17 protein-coding genes are annotated in these 20,856 nt (G+C 54.3%); 10 read left to right on the plus strand and 7 right to left on the minus strand.

Annotated features, from left to right (window positions below):
- The first annotated feature begins 95 nt into the window (after positions 1–95).
- Complete coding sequence (locus Ga0123462_RS07010) at positions 96–1,760, plus strand: RluA family pseudouridine synthase (protein WP_100265652.1); 1,665 nt, start codon at positions 96–98, stop codon at positions 1,758–1,760.
- Between the two features lie 14 nt (positions 1,761–1,774).
- Here the strand turns inward: Ga0123462_RS07010 and Ga0123462_RS07015 are convergent, their stop codons facing one another.
- Positions 1,775–2,092, minus strand: coding sequence for a (2Fe-2S) ferredoxin domain-containing protein (locus tag Ga0123462_RS07015; protein WP_157821303.1), 318 nt, complete (start codon positions 2,090–2,092; stop codon positions 1,775–1,777).
- A gap of 62 nt (positions 2,093–2,154) precedes the next feature.
- On the opposite strand from Ga0123462_RS07015, the gene Ga0123462_RS07020 reads away from it, so the two are divergent.
- The 6 genes from Ga0123462_RS07020 to Ga0123462_RS07045 all read left to right on the plus strand — a co-directional run bounded on the left by Ga0123462_RS07020 (position 2,155) and on the right by Ga0123462_RS07045 (position 9,706).
- On the plus strand, positions 2,155–2,550 hold the full coding sequence (locus tag Ga0123462_RS07020; protein WP_100265654.1) for a group II truncated hemoglobin: 396 nt from the start codon (positions 2,155–2,157) through the stop codon (positions 2,548–2,550).
- 109 nt (positions 2,551–2,659) lie between these two features.
- Positions 2,660–4,186, plus strand: a complete 1,527-nt coding sequence (gene nhaB / locus Ga0123462_RS07025) for a Na(+)/H(+) antiporter NhaB (protein WP_100265655.1) — start codon at positions 2,660–2,662, stop codon at positions 4,184–4,186.
- 386 nt (positions 4,187–4,572) lie between these two features.
- Positions 4,573–6,825, plus strand: coding sequence for a formate C-acetyltransferase (pflB, locus tag Ga0123462_RS07030; RefSeq protein ID WP_100265656.1), 2,253 nt, complete (start codon positions 4,573–4,575; stop codon positions 6,823–6,825).
- 80 nt (positions 6,826–6,905) lie between these two features.
- Complete coding sequence (gene pflA, locus Ga0123462_RS07035) at positions 6,906–7,700, plus strand: pyruvate formate-lyase-activating protein (RefSeq protein ID WP_100265657.1); 795 nt, start codon at positions 6,906–6,908, stop codon at positions 7,698–7,700.
- 114 nt (positions 7,701–7,814) lie between these two features.
- Complete coding sequence (locus Ga0123462_RS07040; RefSeq protein ID WP_198507312.1) at positions 7,815–9,161, plus strand: immunoglobulin-like domain-containing protein; 1,347 nt, start codon at positions 7,815–7,817, stop codon at positions 9,159–9,161.
- A 191-nt stretch (positions 9,162–9,352) separates the two neighbouring features.
- Positions 9,353–9,706 (plus strand): hypothetical protein, encoded by a 354-nt coding sequence (locus Ga0123462_RS07045; RefSeq protein WP_232726393.1) that lies wholly within the window; start codon positions 9,353–9,355, stop codon positions 9,704–9,706.
- 95 nt (positions 9,707–9,801) lie between these two features.
- Here the strand turns inward: Ga0123462_RS07045 and Ga0123462_RS07050 are convergent, their stop codons facing one another.
- The 4 genes from Ga0123462_RS07050 to Ga0123462_RS07065 form a co-directional block, all read right to left on the minus strand.
- On the minus strand, positions 9,802–11,325 hold the full coding sequence (locus tag Ga0123462_RS07050) for a flavin-containing monooxygenase (protein WP_232726394.1): 1,524 nt from the start codon (positions 11,323–11,325) through the stop codon (positions 9,802–9,804).
- A 127-nt stretch (positions 11,326–11,452) separates the two neighbouring features.
- On the minus strand, positions 11,453–12,535 hold the full coding sequence (serC, locus tag Ga0123462_RS07055) for a 3-phosphoserine/phosphohydroxythreonine transaminase (protein WP_100265661.1): 1,083 nt from the start codon (positions 12,533–12,535) through the stop codon (positions 11,453–11,455).
- Positions 12,536–12,785: 250 nt separating this feature from the next.
- Entirely contained in the window at positions 12,786–13,172 is a 387-nt protein-coding gene (locus tag Ga0123462_RS07060) for a hypothetical protein (RefSeq protein ID WP_100265662.1), read from the minus strand.
- 57 nt (positions 13,173–13,229) lie between these two features.
- Positions 13,230–13,811, minus strand: a complete 582-nt coding sequence (locus Ga0123462_RS07065) for a cyclic nucleotide-binding domain-containing protein (RefSeq protein WP_157821304.1) — start codon at positions 13,809–13,811, stop codon at positions 13,230–13,232.
- A 541-nt stretch (positions 13,812–14,352) separates the two neighbouring features.
- Between Ga0123462_RS07065 and Ga0123462_RS07070 the strand changes: the two genes are divergently transcribed.
- Both Ga0123462_RS07070 and Ga0123462_RS07075 read left to right on the plus strand, forming a co-directional pair.
- On the plus strand, positions 14,353–14,982 hold the full coding sequence (locus tag Ga0123462_RS07070) for a hypothetical protein (RefSeq protein WP_100265664.1): 630 nt from the start codon (positions 14,353–14,355) through the stop codon (positions 14,980–14,982).
- A 160-nt stretch (positions 14,983–15,142) separates the two neighbouring features.
- A complete protein-coding gene (locus Ga0123462_RS07075) occupies positions 15,143–16,399 on the plus strand; it encodes a thioredoxin family protein (RefSeq protein ID WP_100265665.1) in 1,257 nt (418 codons plus the stop codon).
- Positions 16,400–16,604: 205 nt separating this feature from the next.
- Here Ga0123462_RS07075 and Ga0123462_RS07080 read toward each other — a convergent pair whose 3' ends face one another.
- Together Ga0123462_RS07080 and Ga0123462_RS07085 are read right to left on the minus strand one after the other, a co-directional pair.
- Positions 16,605–17,525 (minus strand): phosphatidylserine decarboxylase, encoded by a 921-nt coding sequence (locus Ga0123462_RS07080; protein WP_100265666.1) that lies wholly within the window; start codon positions 17,523–17,525, stop codon positions 16,605–16,607.
- A 22-nt stretch (positions 17,526–17,547) separates the two neighbouring features.
- The gene (locus tag Ga0123462_RS07085; protein ID WP_100265667.1) at positions 17,548–18,420 is read right to left on the minus strand and encodes an MYG1 family protein; all 873 of its coding nucleotides are present in this window, start codon (positions 18,418–18,420) and stop codon (positions 17,548–17,550) included.
- A gap of 196 nt (positions 18,421–18,616) precedes the next feature.
- Here Ga0123462_RS07085 and Ga0123462_RS07090 point away from each other — a divergent pair, with 196 nt between their 5' ends.
- A complete protein-coding gene (locus Ga0123462_RS07090) occupies positions 18,617–20,782 on the plus strand; it encodes a RelA/SpoT family protein (protein ID WP_198507313.1) in 2,166 nt (721 codons plus the stop codon).
- Positions 20,783–20,856 lie beyond the last annotated feature (74 nt).

Genomic DNA, 20,856 nt, shown 5'->3' on the forward strand with positions numbered 1-20,856 from the left:
GGAGCTAGTTGCTCAGAGAAGAAACCACTATCCCGACACCTCAAACATAACAGTAGCTTTTTCGAAATGCGGAAAACCGGTTAGCGTTGCGAACCATGAAGAACGCAGGACGCAATAAGCTGATCTCCCTCTTTCCCACACCCCCGGCTGCAGGTGATGTTCCGGAAGTGATGCCCTCCCCTTTTTCAAGCCGACCACATCCGCTGGCCCGGCATGCAGCCCTGCTGCTTCAGCAGCAGCTTGCGACGGAGAGCTGCTGGCCTGGCGGTTATTCTCCTCAGCTTCACGGAAAAATGTTCGGCGTGCTGGTCGTGCGGGATGTGGATGGCGCCATCGGATATTTAAGTGCCTTTTCAGGCATGATGGGTGGCAGGTGGCAGCACCCGGGGTTCGTTCCTCAGCTGTTTGAACTGGCCGGAGAGGATAGCGCATTATCATTCGGAAACAGGCAGCTGGCAGAATTGACAGAAGAGCTGAAAAAACTGGAGGCCTCTGAAGAGCACGCCACCCTTGTGAGGGAGGTAGCACTTCTGCAGCAGCAGCGTGACATGGCACTGTCTGAACTGAGGCAGCGCCATATTCGGGCCAGAGAAGCCAGAAAGTCAGAACGGCAGGCGCTTGCAGCCCTTCCGGAAGCCGAACGGCTGGCAAAGATGGAAGCACTGGCGCTGGCCAGTCAGCATCATAAACGCGAAGCGACCAACACCAGAGCCAAATGGGATAAAAGTGTGCAGCAGTTGCAGCAGCCACTGGATGCGATTGAACAGCGGATAAGAGAGATAAAAGATCAACGAAGCGAACTGTCACGCCGGCTGCATCAGCAGTTTTTTGAATCCTACCTGCTCAACAACCCTCTTCATGAAGAGAAGGCCATCACCCACTTTTTTGCCGATGCCACCCCTCCGGCCGGAGCCGGGGATTGCGCTGGCCCCAAGCTGCTTCACTATGCCCATTGTCATCAGATGCAACCCCTGGCCATGGCCGAATTCTGGTGGGGAGCCTCCCCCTCCAGCGGAGTCAGACACCACGGACAGTTTTATCCGGCCTGCCGCGGCAAGTGCCGGCCGATTCTGCCCTTTATGTTACGCGGCCTTAAGGTTGAACCCGAGCCCTGTTACGGTCAGAACATTGATGCCGATGAGCCAGAAATTGTCTATGAAGATGAGACCCTGCTGGTGATCAACAAACCTGCAGGATTGATGTCGGCGCCCGGTATGGAGATAAAGGATTCTGTTTACCACCGTCTGCAACAGCGCTATCCAGACAATCCTGAGCTGCGACTTGTGCACAGACTGGATATGGCCACCTCAGGCCTGTTGCTGGTGGCAAAAAACCTCTGTATCAACAAATCCCTGCAGCGCCAGTTTATTCAGCGCAGTGTCGAAAAGCGATATGAGGCGCTGTTATCAAGGCCGCTTTCGGGGCACTCTGAGGGAATGATCGAGCTGCCCCTGCGTGTCGACTTTGACGATCGACCACGGCAACTTGTCTGCTTTGAATATGGCAAGCCTGCAACAACCCGCTGGCAGGTGATCAGGCGGGAGGGTGAAACCACCCGCATCTGGTTTTATCCACATACCGGACGGACCCATCAGCTGCGTGTTCATGCCTCACACCGCGATGGGCTGAATGCTGCGATTGTTGGTGACGAGCTCTATGGAGAGGCGGGTGAACGACTGATGCTGCATGCTCAGCGCCTCAGCTTTATCCATCCGCTCAGCCAAAAACGAATGGCGTTTGAACTACCTGCCCCATTTTAAGGATAGCGTGCGGTTTAATCGGCAGCCTCCAGGAATGCTTCGATCTGCGGCAGTACTTCGTTCAGCCTGTCCGGAGTAACTTCGCAGATAAAGCCTCCGCCCGGAGAGAGCTTGATAACCGGACCATCTTTGCAACGTCCCAGACATTCAAAACGATCAACCTCGATATCCCACCCTCTGGCCGAAACCTCCCGCTCCAGCCACTGCGCCAGGGCTTCGCCACCCCCCTCGCCTCGCAAGAGGGTTGACTGGGGTTGGCGCGATGGTTGATGCAAACGGTAACCTGTTTCATGACTGGCTGACTGACCCCCTCTTCTACGCTGTCGCTCCACAGCTCCAGATTAGCTTCTGCAAAGCTATTTCACCACTGCCACGCTGCAGATAGCCTGCAGCCATGCAAATCAGCAGGGACACCCGAACACTTTATGAGCGCATTGGCGGCGAAGTTCCGCTGCGCCTTCTGGTAGAGCGCTTCTACCGACACATGGATGAACTGGCAGAGGCAAGGCCGATCCGTGATATGCATGCAAAGAGCCTTAAGGTTTCAGAAGAGAAGCTCTTCATGTTTCTCTCCGGTTGGATGGGCGGCCCTTCACTTTATATCGAAAAGTATGGCCACCCGCGCCTTCGCATGCGCCACATGCCGTTTGCCATCGATGAATCGGCCCGCGACCAGTGGATGCTTTGCATGAGGCATGCACTCGATGAGGTTGTCGAAGACGCTTGCCTGCGCGATGAGTTGATGCAAGCCCTCTACGGCATCGCTGACTTCATGCGCAACCGCCACTGAGGAGTGCGCGCACACACCTGATCTCTTGCGAACACCTGTCTCTGTTTTTACGCCTGATTTTTATTCTTTATCGTGTAGTATGCCGCCCGTTTTCAAAATGGAGAAAATCATGAGCAGCACCAACACCGCATCATCCCCCGCTTATCCTACTGTTTCAGCATCGCTTCATCTTTTTCTCGGTCGATCGCCCCTCTGGTACAAAAAGCTCGTTCTCTTCTGTCTGGCACTCAACGTCGTCCTCTATTTCACCGCAGGCCCGCTGATCACATCCTGGTTTATCCTTGTCGAGTTTATCGGCACGCTGGCTATGGCACTGAAATGTTTCCCTCTGCAGCCGGGAGGCCTGTTCGCAATCCAGGCGCTGGCTCTGCAACTGACCGACACCCATATGGTATACGAAGAGGTCGAGCATGGTCTGCCCGTAATACTGCTGGTGATCTTTATGGTGGCCGGCGTCCACTTTCTCAGGGATGTGCTGTTCCGTGTCATCAATCATGTGCTGCTGGGGATTCAATCACGCCTCATCGTGAATGTGACCACGCTCGTGGTGATCGCCATCCTCTCCGCGTTTCTCGATGCACTCACCATTCTCGCCATCCTTATTGCCATCGCCACGAGCTTCTATGATGTCTACGAACTGGTGGTTTCCAAAGTCGGATACCATGAAGACCCCGACCCGAATGATAATCATATCGATGAACTGCACCGCCAGGACCTGGACAACTTCCGTGCATTCCTGCGCGGGCTGCTGATGCATGGCGCCATCGGCACGGCCATCGGTGGCGTATGCACACTTGTAGGCGAACCTGAGAACCTAGTGATCGGCAATGAGGCCGGCTGGGATTTTGTTACTTTCCTCGCCATGGTTTCACCGGCCACCATCCCGACCCTGCTGGCCGGCATTGCCACATGTCTGGTGGTTGAGAGGTTCGGCTGGTTCAATTATGGCGCCGAGCTGCCTGTCAACGTTCGCCAGATTCTTGCCGACGAAGACAGAAAACTGCGAGAATCCACCACCCCAACCCAGCGGCTGGTGATGAAATTTCAGGCGATCGTGGGGCTGCTTATGGTGGTGGCCCTCTCCATGCATCTTGCCGAGATCGGTCTGATCGGCCTTGGTGTTATCATTCTTGCAACCGCTATCACCGGCGTGACGGATGAGCACAAAATCGCAGAAGCGTTCATGCCGGGGTTACCGTTCGCAGCACTGCTGGTGATGTTCTATGTGATCGTGGCGATGATTCAGAGCCAGTCGATGTTCAATCCGATTATGCACTGGGTGATGAGTCTTGATGGCAGTATTCAGGTCTTCATGGTGTTCATTACCAACGGCTTTCTATCCGCAATCAGCGATAATGTATTCGTTGCCACCATCTACATGGATCAGATCACACTGCTGCTCGATCAGGGGCTGATCACGCGCGAGACCTTTGATGCGCAGTCGGTGGCAGTGGTGATGGGCACTGGCATCCCCAGCATGTCCACACCTAACGGACAGGCCGCTTTCCTGTTTCTGCTCACCTCTGCACTGGCCCCCAAAATACGCCTGGGTTACGGACGTATGGTTTACATGGCCCTGCCCTATTTCGTTGTCTGTACGCTGGTGGCCGGTATAATCATATTTTATTCCACCTAGTCCGGCGATCACGATCCATCCCGCCTAGCCAAAACATATTGCTGTCACAATTAAACAGTACCATTTTGAAAGTTTAATGCCGTTTATAAGTTGACCCTGAAAGGGAGGGAGCTTTATAATGCGTTTCCAGTTACAATATGTTCCAACCAGAGAGATCAAACCCATGTCTTCCGTATATACAAGTCGTAAACCATTAAGTGTGGCGCCTGCTTCGGTTCGCCACCACTGCGACCTGTATGGGCGCTGTTGAGGCATATTCCCGTATCCCCGCAGCCTGACGCCTGACAGGCTCCGTCCATTCCCCGCTAACACCTGATCGCATTCATGCGATCACAACAATTTCAAGGCCTACGGCTATTGAAATGTATTTTACTAAGAGGAACATCATGAATTCATCAGAAACAGCTTCAGATTCGCAAGCCTGGCTTGGGTTTCAGGGTAGCCAGTGGCAAGAGCGTATAGATCTGCGCGATTTTATTCAGCAGAACTATACCCCATACACGGGGGATGAGAGCTTTCTCAGCCATGCAACAGAGCGCACCAGACAGCTCTGGACGGAAATCTCGGCACTGCTTGAGCAGGAGCGATTGAAGGGTGTACTGGATGTTTCCAGCGAAATTGGCTCTTCCATTACTGCGCACAAACCCGGCTACATCAACAGGGATATTGAACTGATTGTGGGCCTGCAAACCGATGCGCCCCTGAAGCGCGCTATCGTACCAAACGGTGGCCTGCGCATGGTCGAAGCAGGCCTCAAGGCCTACGGTTTTGAGCTTGCTGAGTCCGTAAGGGAGGCTTATAGCCGCTACCGCAAAGATCACAATCAGGGTGTTTTTGATGTCTACAGCCCCGATATCCTCGCATGCCGCCGCTCCGGTATCATCACGGGTCTGCCGGATGCCTACGGCCGCGGACGTATCGTCGGCGACTACCGCCGTGTGGCACTTTACGGCGTCGATTTTCTGGTTGCGGACAAGCAGCGCGAAAAGGCCGAACTCAATGATGTGGAGTTCAGCGAAGCGGTGCTGCACAGCCGCGAAGAGCTATCTGAACAGATCAGAGCACTGGAAGAGCTCAGGCAGATGGCGGCAAGCTACGGCTTCGATATCGGCAGGCCGGCAGCCACAGCACAGGAGGCAGTGCAGTGGACCTACTTCGGTTACCTTGCTGCGATCAAAGAGCAAAACGGCGCCGCCATGTCGATCGGCCGTATTTCAACATTCCTCGACATCTACATTGAACGCGATATCCGGTCCGGAGTCCTCAATGAATCTGCTGCACAGGAGTTGATCGATGACCTGGTCATCAAGCTTCGCATCGTGCGTTTCCTGCGCACACCGGAGTATGACCAGCTCTTCTCGGGCGACCCGGCGTGGGTTACCGAAGCGATTGGAGGTATGGGTGAAGATGGGCGAACACTTGTAACCAGGAACAGTTTCCGTTTCCTTAACTCGCTCTTTAATCTTGGCCCTGCTCCCGAGCCCAACCTTACCGTTCTCTGGTCAAATGCGATGCCCAAGGGGTTTAAGGATTTCTGCTCCAGGGTCTCCATCGAAACAAGTGCCATCCAGTATGAGTCTGATGACCTGATGCGCGAACACTGGGGCGATGACTACGCCATCGCCTGCTGTGTATCGGCCATGCGTATCGGTAAGCAGATGCAGTTCTTCGGTGCCCGCTGCAACCTGGCAAAAACCATGCTCTATGCAATCAATGGCGGCGTGGATGAAAAGTCCGGCGTCAAGGTTGTCGACGGTTTTGAAGCGATCGATTCAGAGTTCCTTGATTACGATGAGGTTGTGCAGAAGTTCGATGCGATGATGGAGTGGCTTGCCAGAACCTATATCAAAGCGCTTAACGCCATCCACTACATGCATGACAAATACCACTATGAGCGCATCGAGATGGCGCTGCATGACCGTGACATCCTGCGCACCATGGCCTGCGGCATTGCCGGCCTCTCCGTAACAGCTGACTCGCTCTCCGCCATCAAGCACGCCAAGGTGCGTGTCATCCGTGATGAACAGGGCCTGGCCCGGGATTTCGAGATCGAAGGCGAATATCCGGCATATGGTAACAATGATGACCGTGCGGACAGTATTGCCGTCTGGCTGGTTGAGACTTTCATGGAGAAGATCCGCAAACACAAAACCTATCGTAACAGTGTGCCAACCCAGTCGGTACTGACCATCACCTCCAATGTGGTATACGGCAAGAAAACCGGTAATACACCGGATGGTCGCCGCACCGGCGAACCTTTTGCGCCCGGGGCCAACGCCATGAACGGACGCGACACAAAAGGCTTTATCGCCTCGGGCGCCTCGGTTGCCAAGCTACCCTACCATGCCGCACTCGACGGCATCTCATGGACTGCGACCTGCACGGAGGGCGCACTCGGGCACACCCTCTCTGACCGTGTAAGTAATCTGACCAACTGCGTTGATCTGTTCTGCAATGCCAACGGCTTCCATGTCAATGTGAATGTGTTGAACAGGGATACCCTGCTTGATGCGATGGAGCATCCCGAGAATTATCCTCAGCTGACGCTGCGCGTATCCGGCTATGCGGTGAACTTCATCAAGCTGACCCGCGAGCAACAACTCGATGTCATCAACCGCACTTTCCACCTGAGCTTCTAAAGAGCTTTAAACTCAGCGCTGCCTTGCTATCACTATTGATGGCAAGGCAGCCATATCAAGAGGTCATACACATTCCACGCATGATTCAGGACAGCGAACAAAAACCGCCGGGACATATCACGCCTGCCTGTATTGATGAGCAGGGTCGCCTGTCCGGTTTTGTCCACTCCTTTGAAATGGGGAGCGCCGTCGATGGCCCCGGCATGCGCTTTGTGCTGTTTGTCTCCGGCTGCCAGTTCCGCTGCCTCTACTGCCATAACCCCGACACCATTAAACTGCATAACGGCAGAGTGATGACTGTCGATGCCGTGCTCGGAGAGATCGCCGAGTACGCATCATTCCTCCGCTTTGCCGGCGGAGTGACGATCAGCGGTGGCGAGCCATTGATGCAGGCCCATTTCATCCGCGAGATTTTCTATCTTGCAAAGAACGATCTGCATCTGCACACCGCGCTGGATACGCAGGGCTTTCTGGCAGGACATCTGGAAGATGAGTGGTTTGATGATGTGGATCTGGTTCTGCTCGATATCAAACATATCGACCCGGATAAGCATCTGGCATTGACCTCCCAGCCGCTGCAGCCGACATTGGATTTTGCACAGCGCCTCTCCACCATGGGCAAGAAGATGTGGATTCGCTACGTGCTGGTGCCGGGTTACAGCGATGGATTCGATGATGTTGAAAAGCTGGCCGATTTCGTCGCGGCGCTGCAGGGAGTCGAACGCGTGGAGGTGCTGCCATTCCACAAGATGGGGGAGCACAAATGGGAAGAACTGGGATTTACATACCAGCTTAAAGAGGTTCAGCCACCCTCCCCTGCGCTTGTGAAGCGGGTCATCGACCAGTTCAGCCAGCGCGGGCTTATTGCCTGCTAACCGGCCGCGCCCGCATCTGCCCGGCCTGGAAAATTGCGGTCGCCGGCAATAACCAACATTGACAATTTGATGCCATACGCTATTAATTTAGGGGATTGGTTCAGGGAGGACACTGTGATCGGACTATCTTTTACACTCGCAATTACTTTCATGATGCTGGCAGCGCCTGCGAGCGTTGCTGCCGCAAAACCTGACTCGACACCGCCGGTAATCAAGCTGATCGGTGCCGATTCGGTCACGATCCAGGTTGGGGAGAGTTACAGGGATGCCGGAGCCAAAGCCAGCGATGATGTCGATGGCGACATCTCGGCCAGCATCCGCTCTGTCAGCACGCTCGACACCTCCAAACCAGGCACCTATGCCGTGGCCTACAATGTGAACGATGCGGCCGGTAACGCGGCAGCTTCCGTATTCAGGTTTGTGAAGGTGGTTGAGGCCGCTGCTGAACCCGCTGCCGAACCTGCAGTGAAAGCTGCTCCGGAACCTGTTGCTCCAGCAGCCACTGCCGTTACAGCGCCGGCAGTTGAGACTGTCATTGAGGACACCGCTGAGCCTGCCACCGAACCGGCGGTTGAGACTGTAGTTGAAGAGGTCGCCGAACCCGCTCCCGAAACCAAGCCGGCGCCCGCTGCCAAAGCCGACACCAGACCTCCGGTGATCAAGCTTAGGGGCGAGGCTTCCATCTCCATCAATGAGGGGGAGGAGTTTATCGATCCGGGAGCCACAGCGTGGGATATGGTGGATGGTAACCTTACCAGTCGTATTCGCGTAAGCGGCGAGGTCAACACATCACGCCCAGCTGCCTATATGATCAGCTACAACGTCAGCGACAGGGCCGGTAACAGCGCCAAAAAGGTTTCGCGCTTTGTCACGGTCCTTCGCACCGTCGATATGACTCCGCCGGTCATCACCCTTAAAGGCGGTGATTCACTCACTCTGGTTGAAGATGAGAAGTATATCGAAGCCGGCTTTACGGCAATGGACGAAGTTGATGGCGACCTCACTGCCAGGGTTGAACAGGGCGGCATGGTCAACACAGCTCGGCCCGGTACCTACACCCTGAAATATTTTGTCGCCGACAGGGCCGATAACCGGACAATTATCGAGAGAAAGATAACAGTGACACCTCGCGGCGATGCGGCTGCAGGCGAAGCTCTGGCCATGAAGAAGTGCGCCAGTTGCCATAATATCACTTCGACCAAAAAGAAATTCGGACCCGGCCTGAAAGGCGTCTATGGCCGCAAGGCCGGCAGCATGGATGATTTCAACTACAGCAGTTGGTTAGGGGCCGGAAAATGGAGCTGGGATAAGGAGAACCTGAAGATCTGGCTTGGCGAGAATACAAAAGAGGCCGTCAAGAAGGTTTCAGGCAATCCGGATGCCCGCACCAAGATGAATTTCAGAGGCCTTTCCGGTGATGATCTGGATAACATCATCGCCTTCCTTAAAAGAAACCGGTGAGCTCCACAGACAGTTCGAAGGCGTATGCGTCTACCATTCGGTAATCCTGCAATATTGGTGTAAGATGTCCGATTGATGAGTAAGTCGAGTTGCTTGTCTCCCCTTTTCACCTCTGTCCAGTGAGATATGGGTGCATTATTGAGGGCGATACGATTTAGCCGGACTGGTTTCTGGCAACAATGGAGCAACAGATGGCATACGCAGAAGATCAACTTATATTACGCAACGGTCAGACTCTGGCTGGGAAAGTTCTTAAAAATGATTATAAAATCAAAACCTCCTTTGGTGTTGTCACCGTGAAAAAAGAGAACATCTCCCATATCTGTTTGAAGCGGGCAGATGAAACAGGGTTCCCGGCCACGGATGAGATCAGGACCATTCACGGCGATGATATCAAAGGCAAGTTGGTACAAACCCTGACAATTTCATTTGTACTGGCTGCGAATAATCAAACCGCCAGAATATCGAGGGACAAGATCCACTCCATCACATTTCTCGGAGCACTGGATAGTGACCCTGAAGGTTATCCGCAACTCACAGCATAAAAACGCTGTTTAAGCGCGTGGGAAAAAACTGCCAATATTCCGGGAGTCAGCAGAGAGCCTTCGGAGCAGTATGATGTGGCGGAGTAGCTCGTGTGTTACTTCAGCAGATTATAATCACGCAGGTGGAACCATCTGCGTGACAAGATAAAACCGGTCACCGGTTCAGGCGACAGGCTGGTCACCTCCTCACACATGTTCTTTCTGTAGAAGGCGGTGGTACTGCCCTCCTGCCAGACCGTCTTCTGCATCTTCGCTCTCATCTCAGCAACGTAGGCATCCTGAAGCTCCTGTTTGGGCTCGATCGCCCTGATGCTCGCATCCGCCTTCACGGCACTGATCGCCTGCACGATATAATCGGTCGCCACCTGCATATAGGAGATCTGCGAGCTGTGGCCGGAGCCGGTGTTCGGGCCGTTCACTTTAAAGTAGTTGGGATAACCCGCCATGGTGATGCCCTTGTAAGAGGAGATGGCGCTGCTCTCCCACTCACTGTTGAGGTTACGGCCACCCTTGCCAAACACCTGAAAGGTCAGCGCCCGTTTCATATCCGAATAGGCGTAATAGCCCGTGGCATAGACGATGATATCCAGGTCGATCTCTTTGCCATCTCTGGTTCTGATGCCTGCAGGCGTGATGCGATCAATGCCGCTGATATCGACATCGACATTTGCTTTGGCAAGCGCCGGCAGATAGCTGTTGGTCGGGATAACACGACGGCAGCCCAGCTCGTAATCGGGCATCATATGCGCACGCAACGTCTCATCCTGAATATATTTTTCGAGCTGCTTTTTCAGCCTTCTGCGATAATGGCTTTTCATGAAGGGTGCGAGCCTTGAGATCAGCGGATAGCGGCGAAAGGCGATAAACCGGATATCATAGAAGATAAAGACGAAGAGACGGATGAGATGGCGGATGCCCGGCAGCGTGCGGATATGGCGCTCAAGGGGGCTGTACTCCCTGTCCGAGCGCGGAAGGATCCACTGCGCCTTGCCCATAAAGAGGGTTAAGCGGGAAACCTTGTCGGCCATGGCGGGCACGATCTGCGCCCCGGAACATCCCGAACCGATCACCCCGACACGTTTGCCTTCATAAGCCACCGAATGATCCCAGTGACCGGCGTGGAATATCGCGCCCTTGAAGGTCTCCGCACCGTTGATATCGGGAATATGCGGGTTGGCCAGCACGCCGCTGCTGTCGATCACAAAGCGGCAGCTGTAGTGCTCGCCCGACTCGGTATGCACATGCCACAGGCATCTGCTTTCGTCATAGGTGAGGCTGGTGACTGTCTGGTTTGTTCTGGCGTATTTTTTCAGGCCGAACCTGTCGATGATGTGGTTGGTATATGCGAGCAGTTCGCGCTGCGGGGCGAAGGTTTTACTGAACGGAAAGGGGATAAAGGAGATGCAATACAGGCTGGTGGGAATATCCACCTCGGCCCCGGGATAGGAGTTAACCTGCCAGGTACCCCCTAACTCGGGGCTGCGCTCCAGCAGGACAAAATCGTCAAACCCCTTTTTCTGCAGACGGACAGCCGCAAGCAGCCCCGAAAAGCCGCTGCCGATAATGACGATCTCAAAATATTGTGGTTCTGTTGATGGCATTGACGCTGATGTTCCCATGCCCAAATTCTAGTAGCCCCTAGGACCATAGTACATCTGAAACGACAAAGCCCCCTGCCAATACGGATCGGAAGGGGGCTTTGATTGAACGGGCTCAAACGTCGCAAACCGTCTGAGCAGTTTGGTCTTAAGCGTTGGCCGCTTCAAACTCCTGCATATAGGCAACCAGTGCATCGACACCGGCTTCCGGCATGGCGTTGTAGATGGAGGCACGCATACCGCCGACGGAGCGGTGCCCTTTCAGGGTCACGAGTCCCCTCTCTGCAGCCCCTTTCAGGAATGCCGCATCCAGTTCGGCATCGGCCAGCGTGAACGGTACGTTCATCCAAGAGCGGGCGTTTATCGCCACAGGGTTGGCGTAGAAGTCGCTGCCGTCGATAACCGCATAGAGCTTCTCCGCCTTGCGCTTGTTGATCGCAGCCATCCCTTCCAGACCGCCCAGCCCTTTTAGCCACTCGAATACAAGCCCGGCCATATACCAGCTGTAGGTGGCAGGCGTATTGTACATCGAGTCGTTGTCGGCATGGGTGGCGTAGTTGAACATGGTCGGGCAGATATCGGTCGCCTTACCGAGCAGATCATCACGGATGATGACGATGGTCAGGCCCGCAGGACCGATGTTCTTCTGCGCACCGGCATAGATCATGCCGAACCTGGAGACGTCGATCGGGCGCGACAGGATGGTGGAGGACATGTCGGCAATCAGCGGCACGCCGTTGGTTTCAGGGATGTAATCGAACTCGACACCGCCGATGGTCTCGTTGGGCGTGTAGTGCACGTAGGCGGCGTTCGGGTCCAGTTTCAGCTCCGCCTGTGTCGGTACGGAGGTAAAGCCGTTATCGGAGGTGTCGGCAGCGATATTGACGGTAATGTAACGCTTGGCCTCGGCAATCGCCTTCTTCGACCACATACCGGTGTTGATGTAATCGGCACTGGTTTTATCGCCCATCAGGTTCAGTGGAATCATGGCGAACTGGGAAGAGGCGCCGCCCTGCAGGAAGAGCACCTTGTAGTTGTCGGGAATACCCATCACATCGCGCAGGTCAGCCTCAGCTTTTGCCGCGATGGACATATACTCCTTACCGCGATGGCTCATCTCCATCGTGGACATGCCTGAGCCGTTCCAATCCAGCATTTCGGCTTGCGCGCGCTCGATTACAGCAGTCGGCAGCATTGCCGGGCCTGCACTGAAATTAAACTTTCTTGCCATGATTACCTATCCTTTTCCGGGGAATTCTTAAGCGCGTGGGAAGATAGCCCTATAGAGACAATTCCTCAATGCGCGAAAAAGCTGTTCCGACAGCATGGCATACTGTTCTCAAGGCGGATTTCAGCCATGAAGGCAGTGATCTGCAGCCTAAAAGTACTATTTCGTAAGTGCGATAAACAATTTCGGCAGCCGTCACGCGTGGTCGATTACGGTAGCTGCCCTTTTTCATTGTCGCGGCAGTCAGGCGACTCTATTTTTTCCTTAGCCAACGCATGGCATCACCCTTTGAGTAAAAAGCCTCCAGAGAGCGTGACCTGTTGCCCTGAGTCAGTAATTTCACCGACTTGTAAAATTCTGTGAGTTCCCTCTGCTTGCCTTCAAGTACCACCCAGGCCAATTTCGATTCAGGGTCGATCGTGCGCAACATAGCCGCATTCTTTGCCACCTCGATGAGATATGAAAAGTTAAACTCGCTCCAGTCGCCCCGGGTCACATCGAACAGTTCATTGAAGCCATAATAATCGCCATGGCTCCATATCTCCTTCACGTACTCAATAAAATCTTCCTTACTCATTTTTCCGACACAAGTGGAGTAAACAATTCGCTCATTGGTATCTACAGAATTTTGTATAGGCATTGAACCATCCTCCCGGCTACGTCATTTCTGCAGCTATCACTGAAGTGAGCACCTCGGTCAGATAAAGCGCCTGATCAGCGGTGTCCAGTCGGTCGGTTTTCTGTTGATGATGTGATCGATGAGTTTCGTGGTTTTGTTTGCGACACTCAATGCTGTCATCTCCTTCGGATCAGGAAGGATCGCGCCTGAGCCCGAGGATTCGTACGCATCGGCAAGCTGCCCCGATGTCCTGCGCAGCTGCAGACTAAGCCCCTGGGAAAGCGCCTTCATGAAGGCGATCCCGGCACGTGGATGGTCCGCTAAAATCTTATCGAAGTTTTCACGCGTGATCATCAGCAAGGTACACGGGGTACGGGCAATCACAGTGGCAGAGCGCGGATAGCTATCCATCAGTGCCATTTCGCCAATGCTGCGGCCGCGGGAAAGCGATGAGACAGCGATCAGGTTTCCGGTTTGCGCGCGTTTGTAGACGTCGACTGTTCCGGACACAATAAAGCACATGAAATCGCTCTCTTCGCCCTCGCTAAACAGAGGCTGCTTCTCAGCCAGGTGCGCGGTTTTCATGCGTGCAGCAATGGCTCTGATCTGCGAGCCATCGATGTCATCAAAAAGAGGAATGGCCCCTGTCATCTCAATCATTTCATTTATTGAACATTCAGGCTGGTCAAATTGGCCTAACAGATAAGCTTCCGGGTTACCCTTGGATGCTATGCCTCCCACCCTGTTCTGAGGCAGCTGCCTTGGTGTACCTGAAATTCTTGAGCCTAGTTGCATAGTCTGCCCCCCGGATATCTGACGTTTATCTGGGATTACTGCTGCAAGTTCTCGGCCAACGGCCGGTTTGGAACAAACCCCTTTAATATCAATATATTACATTTTCCATGAAGGGTGGAGTTGTTTGCCGGGGGGAAAATATTTCCGTCCCTGCAGGGATCTTTTTTCCTGATGAATAGGCCCCCGAACTGGAAATAAGCAGACTCTCCATTGAATGGCGAAAACCAACCGGCTCTGCTCCCCCTGTTTTACAGGTCACCGAAAAACCGTAAAAACAGCTGCATGCTTGGCAAGCAACATATCCCTGGAGTAATCTGCGAACAGCTGCTTGGGATCGAGGTTTAGGCTATGTCATTTATCTTTCTCCATACCTGCCATCTGGCACTGCGCCATCTTCGCTAAGGGAATGCATATCTTCTCAACAGAAGCACGCCTTGCTGAGCACTACAGCCGCGAGGATGGCCGCTACCTTATTGAGGTTCACCTGCGCGAGGCAAAGCGCCTTTTCAACTCTCTCGATCCTGCCCCTTTTATCGAAAAGGATCTGGATGCCGATGCCGAGAACTACATCCTCGACACAGCGAAGGACTTTCCGCTGGCCACGCCGCTGAAGCTGGTGATCTACCTGCCTGAAGATGAGTACGCCGGTCAGGATGCCGCTTCGATTCCCGAAGCCATTGAAAACTATTTCGGTTACCGCGCCCATCAGGCCGATATGAACCTGCGTTTCATCTTCTTGCAAGGGCGCACCTCACTGATGATCGGCCTGCTGTTTCTGTTCGGCTGCCTGTTTTTACGCGAATTGCTCTCTACGGCGCTGGATGCAGGGCTACTGCACGATATTGTTGAGGAGGGATTGATGATCTGTGGCTGGGTGGCGATGTGGCGTCCGATCCAGATCTACCTCTACGACTGGTGGCCGATTCGACGCCTGCACAACATTTATGAAAAGATCAGGGCCATGCCTATAGAGATTCGAAAGCAACCGAACAATTTGGTTCTCCCGATCATTTCATCGCCGCGTGAGAGCAGGTAGCAATCAGCACAAGCGCCATCTGCCTGCAGTGCACCATTCAGGATGGCACCACCTCCCTCACCGATGGGGAGCAGAGCCCGGAGATCACACCGGCACACCGGAAGCCGACTGCCTGAAACCCTGCTATCATAAGCGTAATGAGAACGGATAGCCTGCAGCCATGAACAGAATGCTCAAGGCACTATGCCTGCTTGTGCTGCTGCTGCCAGCGCCGCTGCTTTATGGCCAGGAGGGATCCCCCCCGATTGATCGCAGTGCTGCCGGAAAAGCTGATGTGGTGCTCTACTTCTTCTGGTCCGACGCATGCCCCCACTGCCTCGAGGCCAAGCCTGTCGTCGAGAAGCTGGCAGCAAGCCATCCATGGCTTGCGCTGCAGTCGATGAACCTGCGCGGCAACCCTGCACATCAGCAACGCTACCAGCAGATGGCCGCCCCCTTCGGCGAGAAAAAAGGTGCCGTACCTGCCTTCTTCTTCTGTGGCGAGATGGTTGTCGGCTTCGACAGGGAGGCGACGACCGGCACCTACCTGCGCGATAAACTGAGCGCCTGCCACAGCGCGCTTGCGGCGGGCAGAGCCCCCGAGCAGCAGCAGATGGCGACGACGGCCACCGACATTGAGCTGGAAGGGATGTCGCTGCCGGTTATCACCCTGATGCTGGCCGGACTGGATGCCTTCAACCCCTGCGCCTTCTTTGTGTTGCTGTTGCTGCTGAGCCTGCTGGTGCATGCACGCAATCAGCGCCTGATGCTGCTGATCGGCACGGTATTCGTATTCTTCTCCGGCCTGATCTATTTCCTCTTCATGGCCGCATGGCTCAATATCTTCCTGCTCTTCGGGCAGATGCGCTGGATCACGCTCACCGCCGGCCTGATCGCCATCGCCATGGCCCTCTTCAATATCAAGGATTACCTGTTTGCCGGAGCCGGCCCTTCGCTCTCGATCTCAGATGCGGCCAAGCCGGCGCTGTTTGAGCGCATGCGCAGGCTGATACAGGCAAGGAGCCTTGCAGCAACGCTGCTGGGCACCATCGTGCTGGCCATCGCGGCCAACAGCTACGAGCTGCTCTGCACCTCCGGCCTGCCGCTCATCTACACCCGCACGCTGACGCTGGCAGAACTGCCGACAAGCACATACTACCTCTATCTGGTGGCCTATAATGTTATCTACGTCCTGCCGCTGCTGCTCATCGTGCTGCTGTTCGTGCGCACGATGGGGAGCCGCAAACTGCAGCCCAGGGAGGGGCGTCTGCTCAAGCTGCTCTCCGGCCTGATGATGCTGGGGCTGGGACTGCTGCTGACGCTGGCACCGGAATATCTGAGCCGGGTCTCCGTTGCGATCGGCACCATCCTCACCGCCGTTGCCATTACCCTGCTGGCGGCAGTGGCCGAAAGGCGGAGAAAGAACAACGCTGCATAGCTGCGCAAGGCGCATTGCACCCCCGCCACTTCGCCTTTTACGGCTCGGTGACCCGCGAACTCAACGGTCTCCACATCGGGTACGGCGCTCCGCTGCAGATTTTCCCCGACCGAACCGATGCGCGAAATAGAAAAGCCCGCTGCTTTCGCAGAAGGCTTGGCGGTATGAACTATTGTGTCCGTGTAACTGGCTCTCAACGCCCTGATCAGTAGGTCTCTGCAACGACATCGCCAAGCTGGATATAGGTCTCTACACCTGCCTTGGTATTGGTCAGGATATCATCGGAAGGCACCCACCGTCCCTTCTCTCCGCATAGCACCACGGTGCTGCCGCCGAAGAGGAAGTAGCCTTTTTCATCACCCTTCTTGAACGCTTTCGATTCATCAAAGGATTGCACGATTTTTCCCACACAGGTGGCCCCCACCTCGATGTAGGCGAGCTTGCCGAAATGTTCGGTCTCAAGGATTGCGACCCGGCGTTCATTCTTGATGAAGATATCATGCCTGTATCTCAGCGCCAGCGGATTGACCGAATGCAGATCGCCGGGAACGGAGAATGCTTTCAGAGTTTTGCCATCATCGGGATAGTGGTAGCGGTGATAATCGACCGGGCAGAGCCGTGCGATCATCAGCGGGCCGCCGATAAAGTCTTCGGCCAGTGCATGATCACCGATCAGGTCAACCGCGCGCAGCATCGCTCCCTTCACCGGGACCGTGAGTTCATCGTGCATGGCCGCATGGCCGAAGTAGCGCGCTTCGGCAAATGCACCCATTTCGTGATCATTGGGGGTAAAGGCTCTCTCTCCCTCCCTGAACGCCCGGATAAAGAACTCATTGAATGACCGGTAGGATGCCTCGATCGGCTTGTCGGCGAACGATCCCTTCTCGAATTGATCGATCCGGATGTTGAAGGCCTTGATAAAGGGGGCAACCTTCCCGGCCGAGCTCAGGCTATCCTGGGACTTGCCGTATATCTGGCTGAGCAGTTTACTGGCAATAACGGGGCCGAGCAGCCGCCCGATCGGATTGCCGTAGGCGAACTTCACCATGCCGTCGCCATAGACCTTCTCGATCTCCATCGCGTTCCGGTAACGGTTGAATACCTGAATCTCAAAACCCTGGCTCATGCTGGGGAACCCTGCTCCTCTTTTACGCTGCTTCAAGGGCCATATTGGCCATCTTCATGGTGCTTTCAAATGATACCGCACCTGCAATAAAGAGGCCATTATGGCAGAACATGGCATCATCGATACCGGTCATCTTCTGCAGCTCGGCGCCGGATAGCCCTGCCCATGCCGCAGGCAGCGGCTTCCTGTTTTCAAATGAGCCGTGCTCAACCGGTACGGTCTGGATGCGCCACTCGCCGGTCTGGGACGGGTAAAGCACATAGAGCGCCTCTTCAGAAAGATTCCGAACAGTGCGTTTCCACGGGGTGTATTGTTCCAAAATGATCACGCGAGGATCGGCTGCTTGCTCGATCGCTTTCGCCACAATGGCTTTGGCACTGATGCCGCCGTTCGCGGCCGCAATAAAGCGCGTTAACACGCGTGCGGCAAAATCGACCGCTTCGTTAAATGCATCATCAAAGCGGGGCTCTTCCTGCCAGGTGGGGTTAAACATGCCGATGGCATGGCTGAGACTGATGCCCTGCTGGACCCCTTCCACATGTCCGCAGTCGATGGCATCAATCGTGGAGACCAGTCCTGCATCCACACCATCCGCTACCTCCTGATTACCGTGGCAAAGCTCCAGCCCATACTTCTGCCAGATCAGGCCGAATGAGGAGTAGGGAATGCCATTTTCACGCTCCCCTGCTCCACCTCGCTGATGATGATCGAAACGGTCTCGCTCCGGATCATATTCAAGACCCACATCGATCGCGATATCGGCCTTGGCGATCAGCTCCGGGTCGCGTGTGCGGATCAGCGTAAAGGATGGAAGAAGGCTCCTGAACAGTGCGACACTGAATACATCATCAGCATGAAAATTGCCGTTGTGCGTTACGATTGTTTTATCAGTCATTGATTGGGTACCGTTGAAAAGAAGATCGGATCATTCGAATAATCCGGCGGCACCCTACCCGTTTCTGAATCTTTTTCCTGCCCGGCTTACGTGAAAGCTGATTGTCCCCTCATCCTGTGCACAAAAAGGCTAGCCTCCCCATTGACCTTGCATATGATGTGCAAACAGCATGAAAGGAATGTAACCCATACGATTGATGAATAAGACCAGAGAACAGCACAATCTCACCTCGCAATATTCTATCCCGGAATATATCGACATGCTCGTCAATCATTCAGCGCATCTTTATCAAAGTTCACCCCTGCTGGAAAAGGCATGCCACTATGTCTGGGGAGCACAGGATGTTGCATCTGAACTGCCCAGCAGCCTCGATGTGGCGATACTGCTCAGCCATTTAAGCGCTGATGAGACAACGATTATTGTATGCCTGCTCAGTGACAGCCGCCTGCGTAGCCCGGAATTTCACAAGGTGATTCAACGTGAGTTCTCTGACGAAATACTTCAGATGGTCAGAAGCCTCGAAAAGCTTCATGAATTCAGAGCCGGCAAATCGGATGGGCATGAACAGTCTGAGCGCTTGAGAAGAATGTTGCTGGCCATGGTTGATGATGTGCGCGTGGTGCTCATCAAACTGGCCTACCGGGTGCAGCGGCTCAGGGAGCTGGCAAAAGCAGATACAGAGACACAAAAAGCGGTCGCATCTGAATCACTTGAAATCTTTTCACCCATTGCCAACAGACTCGGTATCGGCCAACTGAAGTGGGAGCTCGAAGATCTCTCCTTTCGCTATCTGCAACCGGAAACCTATAAGCGCATTGCAACACTGCTTGAGGAGAAAAGAGCAGGTCGTGAGTCCTATATCCGACAGGTGGTTACAGAGATTGATACGCTGCTGAAGAGTTCTGACATTGAGGCCAGGGTTTATGGCAGGCCAAAGCATATCTACAGTATCTGGTCAAAGATGACGCATAAGAACAAACAGTTTTCAGAGCTGTTTGATGTGCTGGCCATCAGGGTCACGGTGGAGTCCATCGCAGCGTGTTATACCGCGCTCGGGCTGATCCATGGCCGCTGGCACTATATCGCCAACGAGTTTGATGATTATATCGCCAACACCAAAGCCAATGGCTACCAAAGCCTGCACACGGCCGTTTACGGACCGGAAGGGAAACCTGTCGAAATTCAGATCAGAACCAGAGCGATGCACGAATTCGCAGAATTTGGTGTCGCGGCACACTGGCGCTATAAAGAGCGCACCGAACAGGATGAGGTACTGGAAAAAACCATTCACTCGATCAGACGACTGCTGGAAACACCTGAAAACAGTGATGAGGAGTTTCTTGCCAGCTTTAAGACAGAGCTCTTCTCGGATCGTGTCTTTGTGTTAAGCCCGGAAGGTAAAATCATTGACCTGCCGCAGGGTGCCACCCCGCTTGATTTCGCCTACGCGATCCACACAGAGGTCGGTCACAGATGTCGCGGCGCCAAGGTGAACGGTCATATCGTACCGCTGACCACGCAGCTTCAGAATGGTGAACAGGTTGAAATTCTGACCACCAATCACGCCAGCCCCAGCCGCGACTGGCTCAATCCCAACCTGGGTTACATCACCGGCAGCCGGGCTCGCTCGAAAATCAAGGCGTGGTTCCGGCAACAGGATTACGAGCAGAACGTGATCGATGGCAAAACCGCCATCGATCGCGAGCTCAAACGCATGCACATCTCCAATCCCGATACACAGAAACTGCTCGCCCATTTCAGGGTGAACAGTGAAAAAGAGTGGCACGCCAAGGTCGGACGCGGCGATATCACAGTCCGTCAGCTCACCTCCGCCCTGAATCAGATCTATTTTGATGATCCGGCTCAATCACTACCTCAGAAACCGAGACCGAAACAGACAGGCTCGCATGATCAAGCGATCCACGTGTGCGGAGTCGGCAACCTGCTTACCTATATGGCCAACTGCTGCAGGCCCGTTCCCGGAGATGAGATTATCGGCTTCATCACACGCGGCAAAGGGGTCTCGGTTCACAGGCGGGATTGCATCAACATCCTCAACCTCGAAGAGGAAAAGCAGAAACGCTTGATCTCTGTCGAGTGGGCGGATCATGAATATCAGACCTTTGCTATCACCCTGGCAATCGAGGCCATTGATCGCACGGGCCTGTTAAAAGACATCACAAGCATCCTTTCCGATCTGAAGGTAAACGTAGTCGCTGTTCAGACCCTCTCCAACAGAGATACGCAAACGGCAGATATGCAGATCATGATGGAGATCGAAGATCTGGAACAGCTGCAGAAGGTCTCCGATAAAATCCGGCAGTTACCGAATGTGCTGAAGGTGTATCGCCAGCGCGCATAAGCCTTCGAAAAGACTGGTACCGCTGCTCGCGGAGTATGCCCCGCCATCCACCTCGATCTCGGCGCTCTACCCCT

This window comes from Mariprofundus ferrinatatus, assembly GCF_002795825.1.
Classification (GTDB): domain Bacteria; phylum Pseudomonadota; class Zetaproteobacteria; order Mariprofundales; family Mariprofundaceae; genus Mariprofundus; species Mariprofundus ferrinatatus.